The following is a 12,975-nucleotide window of genomic DNA, read 5'->3' on the forward strand; positions in this document are numbered from 1 at the left end:
ACGCAGACATCGGCGGAACTCCCGGACCCCGCCGCCGCCGCCCGGAGGGCGACGGCGATACTGAATCCATGAAGCTCAGCCGCCCCGTGTCCTGGTTCCTGCTCGCGTTCGGGGTCTGGAGCTGGTTCATCTGGATCACTTTCGTGAAAAATCTCTGGCAGGACGGCAGCGGGCTTGCTTTCGACGGCGCCGGCGACCCGACGGGATATTTCTGGGTGCACCTGACGCTCGCCGTCGTGTCCTTTCTTCTGGGGACGGCGATCGGCGTGCTCGGGTTCCGTGGCGTCCGCGCACTCCGGCGCGAACAGCCTGACCAACAGGTATAGGGGCGGGGTCTCTTCGTGGTTGTCGTAGTCGTTCTGGCGGTGCTCGCGGTTGTCGCGGTGCTGGTCGCGGCGCACTGGTACGTGTGGCGGCGCCTGGTGCGCGACACGACGGCGGCGCCCGGGCCCGCCCGCAGACTGGGGACGGTTGCGATTATTCTGCTGCCGGTTCTCTCGGTCGGCGCTATGACGTCGAGTCGTTCCGAGGCACCGTTCCTGCTCCAGCAGGCCCTGGCCTGGCCGGGGTTCCTGTGGCTGGCGACGCTGCTGTACCTGGTGCTGGCACTGGGTGTGGCGGAGGCCGGGCGCCCGCTGCTGCGCCGCTGTCTGGCCCGGCGGGACGCGACGGAAAACACACCGGAGCCGACTACTCCGACAGAGCCACGGGAGCCGTTCGCCACCGGGACCACGCCGTCCGCCACCGCTGAGACGACGCCGGGCGCGGTCGAGAAGACGCCGACCGCCGCCGAGACGACGCCCGCCGCCGCCGGGACGACGCCGGGCACGGCCACCGTCACCGCCACCGCCTCCACCCCGGTCTCCGCACCCCCTTCCACGACCGCCTCCACCGCCTCCACCGCCTCTGCAGCAACCGCCGCACCCGCCGGCCCCTCACGCCGGCTCTTCGTCTCCCGCGTCGTCGGCGGCGCCGCCGCCACCGCCGGGCTCGCCACCGTCGGGTACGGCACGTACGGCGTCCTGCGCGGCCCCCGCGTCAAGCGCGTCACCGTCCCGCTCGCCAAGCTGCCGCGCTCCGCCCACGGCTTCCGTATCGCCGTCGTCAGCGACATCCACCTCGGCCCGATCCTGGGCAGCGGCCACTCCCGGCGCATCGTCCACGCGATCAACTCCACCCGGCCCGACCTGATCGCCGTCGTCGGCGACATGGTCGACGGCAGCGTCCAGGACCTGGGTCCGGCCGCGGCACCCCTCGCCGGTCTGGAGGCGCGGCACGGCTCCTTCTTCGTGACCGGGAACCACGAGTACTTCTCGGGCGCCGCCGCGTGGGTCGACCACGTACGCGAGCTGGGCATGCGGCCCCTGGAGAACGAGCGCGTCGAGATCGCCGGATTCGATCTCGCCGGGGTCAACGACATCGCGGGCGAGAGCGAGGGCGACGGCCCCGACTTCGTGAAGGCGCTCGGGGACCGCGACCCGGCCAGGGCCTCCGTGCTCCTCGCGCACCAGCCCGTCGTCATCCACGACGCCGTACGCCACGGCGTCGACCTCCAGCTCTCCGGCCACACCCACGGCGGCCAGGTCTGGCCCGGCAGCCTCCTCGCGGGCTTCGCCAACCCCACCGTCGCCGGTCTGGAGCGGTACGAGGACACCCAGCTCTACGTGTCGCGCGGCGCGGGGGCCTGGGGTCCGCCGGTACGGGTCGGCGCGCCCTCCGACATCACCGTCGTCGAACTGGCCTCGCGCCAGGCGTGACCCCCGGGGTGGGGGGGGGGGGGGGGCCCCGGGCCCCCCCCCCCTCCCCACCCCTTTTTCACGGCTCAGAACCGGCCATTTCCCCAGTTGCCAACAGCTACTCACCGGTTGTCTCGACTTAACGCGACTGTTTCCCGCAAGAGCCCCCACTTCTCTTCCACAGGTGGAGACCTGTGTGGTTGGGTATGCGCCATCGCGGTCAGGGGTGGGCGCGACAGAGGGGCACAACGATGCGTTCGGTCCGGGTGCGGATACTCATCACATGTCTGGTTCTGGTGGTCGCGGGCGTGGGCGGCTGGCAGCTGCTTCCGGCCAACCGGGCGGAGCCGAAAGCGATCACCGTCGGCACGACGGACGTCGTCTCGTCGCTCGACCCGGCGGGGGCGTACGACGCGGGCTCCTGGGCGCTGTTCAGCAACATCTACCAGTCGCTGCTCACGTTCAAGCCCGCCTCGGTCACCCCCGTACCGGACGCGGCCCGCTCCTGCGCCTTCACCGGTTCGGAACTCACCACCTACCGCTGCGAGCTGCGGGACGACATCACCTTCCCCAGCGGCGCGCGGATGACCGCGGAGGACGTCAAGTACTCCTTCGACCGCGTCCTGGCCATCAAGGCGGACGCCGGCCCCGCGCCGCTCTTCGCCACGCTCAAGTCGGTGACCGCGAAGGGCCGGACCGTCACCTTCCAGCTCCGCTCCCGTGACGCGACGTTCCCGCTCAAGGTGGCCACCGGGGCGGGCTCGATCGTCGACCGCACCCAGTACCCGGCGGACGCGCTGCTCGACGGTGACGTGACCGGCGGTACGGGACCGTACCTCCTCGACCGCTACCTGCCGGGCTCCTCCGCCCACCTGGAGCCCAACACCCGCTACCGGGGCGCGATCGAGGAGACCGGCGGCCCGGTGGACATCGAGTACTTCAAGACCTCCGACGCCCTCGCCGCCGCCTGGCAGGCCGGCACGGTCGACGTCACCCACCGCCAGCTCCCGCCGTCCGAGATCGCCGCGCTGGAGGGCAGTTCCGACGGCGGGCGGGTCAACGAGTCCGACAGCGCCGCCATCCGCAACCTCGTCCTCAACACCCGGTCCGGATCCCCGTTGGCCGACAAGGCGGTGCGCCAGGCGGTCGCCGCCGTGGTCGACCGGCCGCGGATCGTCTCCGACGTGTACGAGTCGACGGTCGAGCCCCTCTACTCGCTGATCCCGCAAGGCATCACCTCCCACAGCACCCCGTTCTTCGACACCTACCCGGAGCCGGACACGGAGCGCGCCCGCACCCTCCTGGAGGGCGACGCCGACGTGCGGACACCGGTCAGCCTCACCCTCGGATACGCGCAGGGCGGCGCGGCGGCGCCGGAGGCCGCCGAACTGCGCCGGCAGCTCGAAGCGACCGGGCTGTTCAAGGTGAAGGTGGTAGAGAAGGAGTGGACGCAGTTCCAGAAGAGCTACTCCGGCGGCGAGTTCGACGCGTACACCATCGGCTGGGTGCCGGACTTCCCCGACCCCGACAACTTCATCCAGCCCCTGATCGGACGCGATTCGATCCTGCACAACGGCTACGCGAGCGACAAGGCCGACGAGCTGATCCGCTCGACGCAGCAGTACGGCGAACGGGGGCGCGCCGCCGAGGACTTCAAGTCCCTCCAGCGCGTGGTGGCCGAGGACGTGCCGATCGTGCCGCTCTGGCAGAAGAAGGACTACGTCCTCAGCGGCGAGGACGTGACCGGCGCGCAGTACCTCTCGGACGGCACGGGCGCCTGGCGGCTGTGGCGGCTCGGCCGGCTCTGAGACCGGCTCCGAATCGCTCCGATCAGCTCCGACAAGGCGCTCCGACCGGGCCGGTTCAGCCCTCCTGCCGCGCGGCGCCGCCGTCCTTGCGGGCGGCGGCCGCCCGGGCCATGCCCGGCAGGAACTCCGTGACCAGCCCGTGGAGTTCGCGTACGAGCGGCCGCAGCACCCGGAAGCGGGAGAGCGCGGTGCCGCGCGCGATCAGCCGGGCGCCGCGCAGGGCGAGCCGGTGGGACCGCTCGCATCCCTCCGAGCGGTCGTAGACCCAGTACAGCACCAGGCCCATCTGCGCCAGCCACATCAACTCCGGCAGCGAGTCGGCGAGTTCCGGGTCCATCTTGGTACCGGACCCCGCCAGCACCGCGCGGTGCACGGAGATGGCCGCCTCCCGGGTGGGCTCCGACTCGGGGGAGAAGGGACTCAGCGGGCTGTCCGGATCGGCGGCGTTCCTGAAGAACTGCGCCGAGAACTCGTGGTACGGCTCCGCGATCTCCAGCCACGCCGTCAGCACCCCGCCGAGGCGCGCCTCCAGACCGGTCTCGCGGTCGAGCACGGGCCTGATCGCCGCCCGGTGCTCCGTGGCGATCCGGTCGTAGAAGCCCTGGACGAGATGTTCCTTGGAGGAGAAGTAGTAGTACGCGTTCCCGACGGAGACCCCGGCCTCCTGCGCGATGGCCCGCATCGTCGTCCGGTCGTAACCGCGCTCCTGGAAGAGCCGCAGCGCCGTTTCGAGGATGAGCGTGCGGGTCTGCTCGCTCTTGGACGCGGTCTTGGACGTGGCGGGGGCCCTGGCGTCCTTCCGGCTCCCGCCCGGCTTCCGGTCCTCGCCCGGCTTCCGGTCCTCGCTCGGTTTCAGGCCCCCGCTCACATGGCGCTCAGCGACCGGGCGTAGCTGATCTGGCTCATGACCATCTGGAACGTTCCCGGGTCGTGGGCCGGGATCATCGCGGCGTGGTGCTTGCCGCCGCTGGTCACCGTCACCTGGATGAAGCCGGTCGTCGTCTTCTCCTTCATCAGGAGGAAGAGCAGACCCAGCAGACAGAAGATGAAGAAGATGATCGCCAGGATGATGGCGTGCGTCGGGATCTTCTCCTCCGTACGCGACATGTCCGTCGCGTTCCAGACCGCTCCCCGCAGCGGCAGCGTGCCCGACGGCGTGATGATCGAGTCGCCCACGACCGTGATGTCACCGAGGGTCACCAGCGGCGCGCCGCCGCCCTGACCGCCCATCGGCACGGGGTGCGGGACGCCCGCCTGCGGCGGCGGGTAGCCGTATCCCGGAGGGGTGAACGACTGGCCCTCGGCGAGGGTCGGGGGCGGGAAGTCGTACTGCGGGACACCCGCCGCGGGCGTGCCCGGTGCCGGCGTGCCGGACTGCTGGGCCGGACCCCACTTGTACTCTCCGTCGGCGTACGGATTCGGCTCACTCATGTTCATTCCCCGCTTCCCCGGGCCCGGTGGGCCTTCTCGGCTTTCCGCAACCGATCCTGACACATCAAAGGCCCGTTCCCGTACGGGGTGCGTAACGGAAACGGGCCCTTGGACTGCGGCGGTCAGAAACGGCGCGTGATCAGCGCGCGCTTGACTTCCTGGATCGCCTTCGTGACCTCGATACCGCGCGGGCAGGCGTCCGTGCAGTTGAACGTCGTGCGGCAACGCCACACGCCGTCCTTGTCGTTGAGGATCTCCAGGCGCTGCTCGCCCGCCTCGTCACGCGAGTCGAAGATGAAGCGGTGCGCGTTGACGATCGCGGCCGGGCCGAAGTACTGGCCGTCGTTCCAGAACACCGGGCAGGACGACGTGCACGCGGCGCACAGGATGCACTTGGTGGTGTCGTCGAAGCGCTCACGGTCCTCGGCGGACTGCAGGCGCTCCCGCGTCGGCTCGTTGCCGGTGGTGACCAGGAAGGGCATCACGTCGCGGTACGCCTGGAAGAACGGGTCCATGTCGACGATGAGGTCCTTGAGGACCGTCAGCCCCTTTATGGCCTCGATGGTGACCGGCTTGGTGACCGTGCCGCTCTTGTCCGTCGAGATGATGTCCTTGATCAGCGTCTTGCACGCCAGCCGGTTACGGCCGTTGATCCGCATCGCGTCGGAGCCGCAGATGCCGTGCGCGCAGGAGCGCCGGAACGTGAGCGTTCCGTCGACATCCCACTTGATCTTGTGGAGGGCGTCGAGCACGCGCTCCTTCGGGTCGATCTCGATCTGGAAGTCCTGCCACTCGGCCTCCGCGGAGACCTCGGGGTTGAACCGGCGGATCCGGAACGTGACCGCGATGAGGTGCGAGACGGTGGAGTCCGCCTCCAGTGCGTCGAGCTTGTCCAGGGTCGGGGTAGCCATCAGTACTTACGCTCCATCGGCTGGTAGCGGGTCTGGACGACCGGCTTGTAGTCGAGACGGATGGACTCGTTGCCGTCGTCGCCGACCTCGCGGTACGCCATGGTGTGGCGCATGAAGTTCACGTCGTCACGGTTGGGGAAGTCCTCGCGGTAGTGACCGCCGCGCGACTCCTTGCGGGCAAGCGCGGAGACGGCCATCACCTCGGCCAGGTCGAGCAGGTTGCCCAGCTCGATGGCCTCCAGCAGGTCCGTGTTGAACCGCTTGCCCTTGTCCTGGACGGACACGTTCAGGTAGCGCTCGCGCAGCTCGCCGATCTTCTCGACGGCCGTCTTGATGGTCTGCTCCGTACGGAACACCATCACGTTGGCGTCCATGCACTCCTGGAGCTCCAGGCGCAGCGCGGCGACCCGCTCCTTGCCCGTGGACGCGCGCAGCCGCTCGACCTGGGCCTCGACCAGCGACGCCGGGTCCTCGGGCAGCTCGACGTAGTCGTTCTTCGCGGCGTACTCGGCCGCGGCGATGCCCGACCTGCGGCCGAAGACGTTGATGTCGAGCAGCGAGTTGGTGCCGAGGCGGTTGGCGCCGTGCACCGACACGCAGGCGACCTCGCCGGCCGCGTACAGCCCGGGGACGACCGTCGTGTTGTCGAGGAGGACCTCGCCCTGGACGTTGGTGGGGATGCCGCCCATGGCGTAGTGCGCGGTCGGCTGGATCGGGATCGGGTCCGTGTACGGCTCGATGCCCAGGTAGGTCCGCGCGAACTCGGTGATGTCGGGCAGCTTGGCGTCGAGCTGCTCCGGCGGCAGGTGCGTCAGGTCCAGGTAGACGTGGTCGCCCTCGGGACCGCAGCCGCGGCCCTCGCGGATCTCCGTGTAGATGGAGCGCGAGACGACGTCACGCGAGGCGAGGTCCTTCATGACGGGCGCGTACTTCTCCATGAAGCGCTCGCCGTCCTTGTTGCGGAGGATGCCGCCCTCACCGCGGGCGCCCTCCGTCAGCAGGATGCCCATGCGCCAGATGCCCGTCGGGTGGAACTGGAAGAACTCCATGTCCTCCAGCGGCAGCCCGCGGCGGTAGCACGCGGCCTGGCCGTCACCGGTCAGGGTGTGCGCGTTCGAGGTCACCTTGAAGAACTTGCCGGTGCCGCCGGACGCGTAGATGACCGACTTCGCCTGGAAGACGTGGATCTCGCCGGTGGCCAGCTCGTACGCGACGACGCCGGCCGACTTCTTGACCCCGTCGACCTCGGTGAGGAGCTGGTCCAGGACGTAGAACTCGTTGAAGAACTCCACGCCCTCCTTGACGCAGTTCTGGTACAGCGTCTGGAGGATCATGTGACCCGTACGGTCCGCGGCGTAGCAGGACCGGCGGACCGGCGCCTCGCCGTGGTTACGGGAGTGGCCGCCGAAGCGGCGCTGGTCGATGGTGCCGTCCGGGGTGCGGTTGAACGGCAGGCCCATCTTCTCCAGGTCGAGGACCGCGTCGATGGCCTCCTTCGCCAGGATCTCGGCGGCGTCCTGGTCGACCAGGTAGTCGCCGCCCTTGATCGTGTCGAAGGTGTGCCACTCCCAGTTGTCCTCCTCCACGTTGGCGAGCGCGGCGGCCATGCCGCCCTGCGCCGCGCCTGTGTGGGAGCGGGTCGGGTAGAGCTTCGTCAGCACCGCCGTACGGCTGCGCTTGGTCGACTCGATGGCCGCGCGCATGCCGGCGCCGCCGGCGCCGACGATGACGGTGTCGTACTTGTGGATCTTCATAGGTCTCGTCTGCCCCGGCTCTAGCGGATGTTCGGGTCGAAGGTGAAGATCACCAGCGAGCCCAGAAGGATGGTGAACACCGTGGCGGTGTACAGCAGGCCCTTGAGCCACAGGCGCGTGTTGGGGCGCTCCGCGTAGTCGTTGATGATCGTGCGGAGGCCGTTGGCGCCGTGCAGCATCGCCAGCCAGAGCATCAGCAGATCCCAGACCTGCCAGAACGGGGAGGCCCAGCGGCCGGCCACGAAGGCGAAGCCGATCTTGGACACGCCGCCGTCCAGCACGAGCTGGATGAGCAGGTGGCCGATGACCAGGACGACGAGGACGACCCCGGAGAGCCGCATGAAGAGCCATGCGGCCATCTCGAAGTTGCCGCGGGTCGACTTCGGGGTCTTGCCGGTGCGCTGGCGGGGCGGCTCGATCACGGGAGCCGGGTGCTCGGGACTGAACTGCTCCAGACGCTCACCGCCCTCGGCCTCGACGGGGCTGATCGCGGAAGTGGTGTCGGTCGACATCGGTCTCTCAGCTCCCGAAGACTTCGCGTACGGCGTGGCCGAGCACGGGGTAGAGGGCACCGACCATCAGGACGACCCAGATGCCCACGACGGACCAGAGCATCTGCTTCTGGTAGCGGGGGCCCTTGGACCAGAAGTCCACGGCGATGACACGCAGGCCGTTGAGCGCGTGGAAGAGAATCGCGGCCACCAGGCCGTATTCGAGCAGCGCCACGAGCGGTGTCTTGTAGGTCGCCACCACGTCGTCGTACGCCTCTGGTGAGACGCGGACGAGTGCGGTGTCCAGTACGTGTACGAACAGGAAGAAGAAGATGAGCACGCCGGTGACTCGATGAGCCACCCACGACCACATTCCTTCCCGGCCGCGGTACAGCGTTCCAGCCGGCACGGAAAAACCCTCCGGGAGCGGGGATCGGGGCCGGCCGCCATCTTCTACTCAATCAAGCACAGTGGTGTCGGTCGCGCCCGGCCGGGTACGGTCCACCGGCCCCGGCAATGGTAGCGACGACTTGTCGGTTCCTCCGCGCGGGGTCCATAGATGTGATCAAACAGGCAATCAAACAGCCACGGACGGGCTATCGCTCCACCCTGAACACCCTGGTCGTGCCGGGCGGCCCGCCGGCCGGGACGCGGCCCGGCCCCCCGGCCGGCCGCCGCCTCCCTGGCCCGTTGCCTGGCCGGGCAGTGCCCCGGGCTCCGGGGCCGAGAGCAGCCGGACGATCCGGCCCCGGGCGCACCGCCGCAGCTCGTCGGCGGAGACGGAGCGCTCCAGGTCGGGATCGTGCGAGAGCCGGGCGCGGATACCGGCCAGGACATGGTCGAGCTGCTCCTCGGGCCGGTGGCCGTCGAGGCTGATCACGAAGGCGTGGCCGAAGCTGCTCTCGTACGCGGCGTGCGCGGCGTGCAGCGCGGTCCTGGCGGCGGGCGGCGCGGGGTGCGGCGGCACGGCGGAGGACTCGGCGGCGAGCGCCTCGGTGAGGTCGGGCACCGGGAGGTCGTACCCGGCCTCGTCGGAGGCGGCGAGCAGGGAGTCGAGATCGGGGTACGGGCGGTGCGCGGCGACGCGCTGGGCCCAGCGGCGGCTGCCGCAGCAGGTGAGCAGCGCGGCCACGGCGTCGGCCTCCGGGGCGGCGTTGAAGCGGTCGAGGCCGGTGGGGCGGTCGGTGCTGTTGTTGTGGTGGCCGGTGCCGTTCGGGTGGCCGGCGTCTGGTGCGCGGGACAGCGGAGGCTCCTCGAACGCGGTGGGTCGGCAGCGGTCGGGCCCGTACCCCTGGGGCGGGTGCCCGGGGGATGTGGCGTGATGTGACGATCGGACGGGTCGCGGGTGGCGGGTGGTACGAAGGGGCGTCGGGCGTGCACACCTGTCACACGTGCGACCTGCACATACGACCCGCACAAAGTCAGACGTGATCGCACACGAAATGGTTGAGCTCGAAGGGGCAGATGCGTCGTAAACGTTATCGATGCCTTGAGCGAGACGTCCGACAACTGCACGAAATTCACCCGGATGGGAGAGTTTCGGCGCGCGGAATGGACGCCGCCATGGGACCTTCACCGTAATCGTGTCGCGCTTATGCCGTACATCCGCACATGGGAGGTTTGAGTGATGTGGTCATCCCCGGGTATCCGGGCCGCCGGCGCGGCGGCCGTAGCCCTGGCCACCGCCGTCACCGTCGCGGGGTGCTCCGGGAGCGGGAACACCGGCTCCTCGGACAACAGCACGGGCCGCTCCGCCGCGAGCGCCGCGGCCACACCGTCACCCACACGGTCCTACCCGCTCTCCACCGCACCGGAGGTCATACCCTCCGTGCGCAAGCACGAGGCGGCCCGAGGGCCCGGCTGGAAGCCGGGACCCGACAGCGGCGTCGTCATAGCCAAGGGCAGTGCGGGGCTGGCCGACGAGGGGAAGCTGCTCTCCCAGGAGCTGAAGATCTCCTACCGGGGCGCGGTCGCCGCCCGGGCCGGCGACGTGGAGCTGGCGCTGGCGAGCGGCAGCGGCGCCGCCGAGTCGTACACCCTCACCGCCCGTGACGGCAAGGTACGGATCACCGGCCCGGACGAGGCCGGGGTCTTCTACGGCACCCGCACGCTCAAGCAGTCCGTACGGGCCGCCGGGGTGATGCCGGAAGGCGTCGTACGGGACGCGCCGGCCTTCCCGCAGCGCGGGCTCAACCTCGACATCGCCCGCAAGTACTACACGCCGGGCTGGATCGAGGACCGGCTGCGCGAGATGGCCGACCTCAAGCTCAACCAGCTGGGCCTGCACTTCTCCGACGACCAGGGCTTCCGGATCGAGTCCACGACCCACCCCGAGATCGTCTCCCGGCAGCACCTCACCAAGGCCCAGGTCCGCCAGATCCTGGCGCTCGCCGACCGGCTGCACATCACCGTCGTCCCGGAGATCGACTCCCCCGGACACCTCGGCGCCGTGATGCGCCCGCACCCCTCCCTCCAGCTCCGCAACGTCAACGGGAAGCCGACCCAGGGCGCGATCGACATCTCGCAGCCCGCGGCCGCGAAGATCGTGGACGACCTCCAGAGCGAGTTCGCCCAGCTCTTCCCCGGCCGGTGGTGGAACCTCGGCGCCGACGAGTACCAGGCACTGGTGGTCTCCAACCCCGAGGCGTCGTACCCGAAGCTGGCCAAGCTGGCGGTCCAGAAGTACGGCCCCAACGCGCGCATCCAGGACCTGACGACGGCCTGGACGAACGACCGGGGCGCGGCGCTCGGCCCGTACGGCAAGAAGCTCAAGGTCTGGAACGACGGCCTGTTCAAGGGCGGCGTCGTGAAGGCGAACCCGGACATGGAGGTCCAGTACTGGACGGGCAGGGAGTTCGGGGCGCGCGAGCCGGTCGCGTATCTGAGCGAGGGGCGCAAGGTCGTGAACTTCAACGACGAGTACCTCTACTACGTGCTCGGCCAGCCGAACAACTTCGTCTATCCGACGGGCAAGCGGATATACGAGCAGTGGACGCCGCTGGTCCTGCGCGGCACGAAGCCGGTGCCCGCGAAGTACCTGCCGCAGATCCAGGGCGGGGTGTTCGCGATCTGGGGCGACTTCCCGAACGCGCAGACACAGGACCAGGTCGCCCAGGGCATCCGGATGCCCCTGGCGGCGGTGGCGCAGAAGACGTGGAACCCGGACAAGCCGCCGCTGAGCTGGAGCGCGTTCACGGCGCTCGCGGACAAGCTCGGCGTCTGAACCGTCCGACCGTCCGACCGTCGGACCACCGGAGCCCCGGACCGTTCGGACGGTCCGGGGCCCCGGACCGTCCGGGCCGCCGGGCCGTCCGGGCCGCCGGAGCGGCCGGAACCCTGTGGACAGGGCGCCCGTGGGGCACATATGTTCCCCGGGCGCCCGGGGTGGGCGCAGGACAGGCCCTCAGGGCCTTGGGCGGGCCCGCTCCGGGCCCCGGGGGGTTGACGTCACATGCTGTGTTCCCAGTGCCGCGCGAGAGCCGCGACCACCACGGAAGGGCACTGCGCCGAGTGCGCCGCGGCCCGGTGGAGCGCCGGGCCGCGGCTCGCCTCGCCGGTCGGCCTGTGCACGGCGCTCGTCGCCCTGTTCTGCGCCGTCATCGCCGCCGACCTCTTCGCGCTGCTGGCCGGCGCCCGGGTGCACGGGCTGATGACCGATGTCGTCGACGAGGACTTCGACGCCTTCACCGACGAGGACCTGGACCGCGCCGACCTGCTCTACGCCGCCTCCGGGGTGCTGCAGCTCGCCACGGTGGTCGCCACGGCCGTCGTCTTCCTCGTCTGGTTCCACCGGGTACGGAAGAACGCACAGGTCTTCGACCCGGGCGCCCAGCGGATGGCACCGGGCTGGGCCATCGGCGGCTGGTTCGTCCCGTTCGCCAACCTCGTGCTGCCGCGCCGGGTCGCGGGCGACATCTGGGCGGCGAGCACCCTCCGCGGACCGGACGGGGCGCCGCCCCGGGTGTCGTACGCGCTCGTCAACGCCTGGTGGACGGTGTGGGTCTGCACGCTGGTGCTCGGGCGGTACGCCTCCCGTATGTACGACAAGGCGGAGGAGGCCGACGAGGTCAGGGAGGCCGCCGCCGCGCTCTTCGCCGTGGACCTGCTGGACATCGTGGCCGCCGTACTCGCCCTGCTCTTCGTGCGGAAGCTGTCCCGTATGCAGCACGCGAAGGCGACCGGCGCCTCCCTCCCCTTCCCTGCCGACGGGGCGGGTTCACGACAGGGTGGCACGCACCGCTAGTGCCTCCCCCGGGGCGCACCGCATGCTGGGGGGATGGCCATGGGTTTCTGGGGTTACTTCCTGGTGGGCAGGAGCGACTCGCCGCTCGCGGAGCTGCCGGCGCTGGCCGCCGTACGGGCCGGGCTGACGCTCCATGAGCGGCGCGCGGGCGGCTGGCAGGTGTGGCGCCACCCCAGCGAACCGGACGCGGGCGGCATGGGGGCGCTGGCCCGTGCGCTCTCCTCGCCGGTGCTCTTCGGCTTCGTCATGAACAGCGAGTGCGTGGCGGTGGAGGCGGCGGCGCCCGAGAGCGGGTCCTGGTACGCCTGCCTGGCGCGCGAGCCGATGGCCCGCCATCTCGCCGCGAGCGGCCGGTCGCTGGACGAACTCTTCCTGCCGGGGGAGGACGCGGCGCGGCGCGCGGTGGAGTGGGCGGTCGAGGCGGGCGCGGCGGTGGAGCCGGGGCCGCTGCTCGACGTCCTGCACGCGCGGCGTCCCGAGTCACCGGAGGCGGGCGCGGAAGGGCTCTTCTTCCGGCTGCTCGACGGACTCGGCATCCCCGGACGCGGGCCGTTGGAAGATGGTTGATGCATGCATGGGCGTTCCACGGCCTATAGGTGGT

General features: G+C 70.4%; 13 protein-coding genes. 6 read left to right on the forward strand and 7 right to left on the reverse strand.

The annotated features are described in order from the left end of the window. Positions 1-68: 68 nt before the first annotated feature. From ACFXKG_RS27905 to ACFXKG_RS27915, 3 genes are all read left to right on the forward strand, one after another. Entirely contained in the window at positions 69-326 is a 258-nt protein-coding gene (locus tag ACFXKG_RS27905) for an SCO4848 family membrane protein (protein WP_384844707.1), read from the forward strand. Positions 327-341: 15 nt separating this feature from the next. Next, on the forward strand, positions 342-1,757 hold the full coding sequence (locus ACFXKG_RS27910; protein ID WP_384844710.1) for a metallophosphoesterase: 1,416 nt from the start codon (positions 342-344) through the stop codon (positions 1,755-1,757). A gap of 230 nt (positions 1,758-1,987) precedes the next feature. Continuing rightward, positions 1,988-3,544: an ABC transporter substrate-binding protein gene (locus ACFXKG_RS27915; protein WP_384844713.1), complete on the forward strand. Its 1,557-nt coding sequence runs from the start codon at positions 1,988-1,990 to the stop codon at positions 3,542-3,544. Between the two features lie 55 nt (positions 3,545-3,599). Here ACFXKG_RS27915 and ACFXKG_RS27920 read toward each other — a convergent pair whose 3' ends face one another. The 7 genes from ACFXKG_RS27920 to ACFXKG_RS27950 form a co-directional block, all read right to left on the reverse strand. After that, entirely contained in the window at positions 3,600-4,280 is a 681-nt protein-coding gene (locus ACFXKG_RS27920; protein WP_384844908.1) for a TetR/AcrR family transcriptional regulator, read from the reverse strand. 128 nt (positions 4,281-4,408) lie between these two features. Continuing rightward, complete coding sequence (locus ACFXKG_RS27925) at positions 4,409-4,975, reverse strand: hypothetical protein (protein ID WP_384844716.1); 567 nt, start codon at positions 4,973-4,975, stop codon at positions 4,409-4,411. Positions 4,976-5,097: 122 nt separating this feature from the next. Next, complete coding sequence (locus tag ACFXKG_RS27930; RefSeq protein ID WP_384844719.1) at positions 5,098-5,886, reverse strand: succinate dehydrogenase iron-sulfur subunit; 789 nt, start codon at positions 5,884-5,886, stop codon at positions 5,098-5,100. Further along, the gene (gene sdhA, locus ACFXKG_RS27935) at positions 5,886-7,640 is read right to left on the reverse strand and encodes a succinate dehydrogenase flavoprotein subunit (RefSeq protein WP_384844722.1); all 1,755 of its coding nucleotides are present in this window, start codon (positions 7,638-7,640) and stop codon (positions 5,886-5,888) included. Before sdhA ends, ACFXKG_RS27930 begins: the two co-directional genes overlap by 1 nt. Positions 7,641-7,660: 20 nt before the next feature. Further along, a complete protein-coding gene (locus tag ACFXKG_RS27940) occupies positions 7,661-8,152 on the reverse strand; it encodes a succinate dehydrogenase hydrophobic membrane anchor subunit (protein ID WP_384844725.1) in 492 nt (163 codons plus the stop codon). Between the two features lie 7 nt (positions 8,153-8,159). Further along, the gene (gene sdhC / locus ACFXKG_RS27945; protein ID WP_365807303.1) at positions 8,160-8,540 is read right to left on the reverse strand and encodes a succinate dehydrogenase, cytochrome b556 subunit; all 381 of its coding nucleotides are present in this window, start codon (positions 8,538-8,540) and stop codon (positions 8,160-8,162) included. A 168-nt stretch (positions 8,541-8,708) separates the two neighbouring features. Continuing rightward, positions 8,709-9,263 carry a 2-oxo-4-hydroxy-4-carboxy-5-ureidoimidazoline decarboxylase gene (locus ACFXKG_RS27950; RefSeq protein ID WP_384844728.1) on the reverse strand — a complete coding sequence of 185 codons (555 nt, stop codon included), beginning with the start codon at positions 9,261-9,263 and terminating at the stop codon, positions 8,709-8,711. A gap of 495 nt (positions 9,264-9,758) precedes the next feature. Between ACFXKG_RS27950 and ACFXKG_RS27955 the strand changes: the two genes are divergently transcribed. The 3 genes from ACFXKG_RS27955 (at position 9,759) to ACFXKG_RS27965 (ending at position 12,941) form a co-directional block, all read left to right on the forward strand. Continuing rightward, a complete protein-coding gene (locus tag ACFXKG_RS27955; protein ID WP_384844730.1) occupies positions 9,759-11,354 on the forward strand; it encodes a glycoside hydrolase family 20 protein in 1,596 nt (531 codons plus the stop codon). 228 nt (positions 11,355-11,582) lie between these two features. Next, a complete protein-coding gene (locus ACFXKG_RS27960) occupies positions 11,583-12,374 on the forward strand; it encodes a DUF4328 domain-containing protein (protein ID WP_384844733.1) in 792 nt (263 codons plus the stop codon). Positions 12,375-12,407: 33 nt separating this feature from the next. Continuing rightward, positions 12,408-12,941 (forward strand): hypothetical protein, encoded by a 534-nt coding sequence (locus ACFXKG_RS27965; protein WP_384844736.1) that lies wholly within the window; start codon positions 12,408-12,410, stop codon positions 12,939-12,941. Positions 12,942-12,975 lie beyond the last annotated feature (34 nt).

The sequence above is a fragment of the Streptomyces sp. NPDC059255 genome (assembly GCF_042752355.1).
GTDB lineage: Bacteria > Actinomycetota > Actinomycetes > Streptomycetales > Streptomycetaceae > Streptomyces.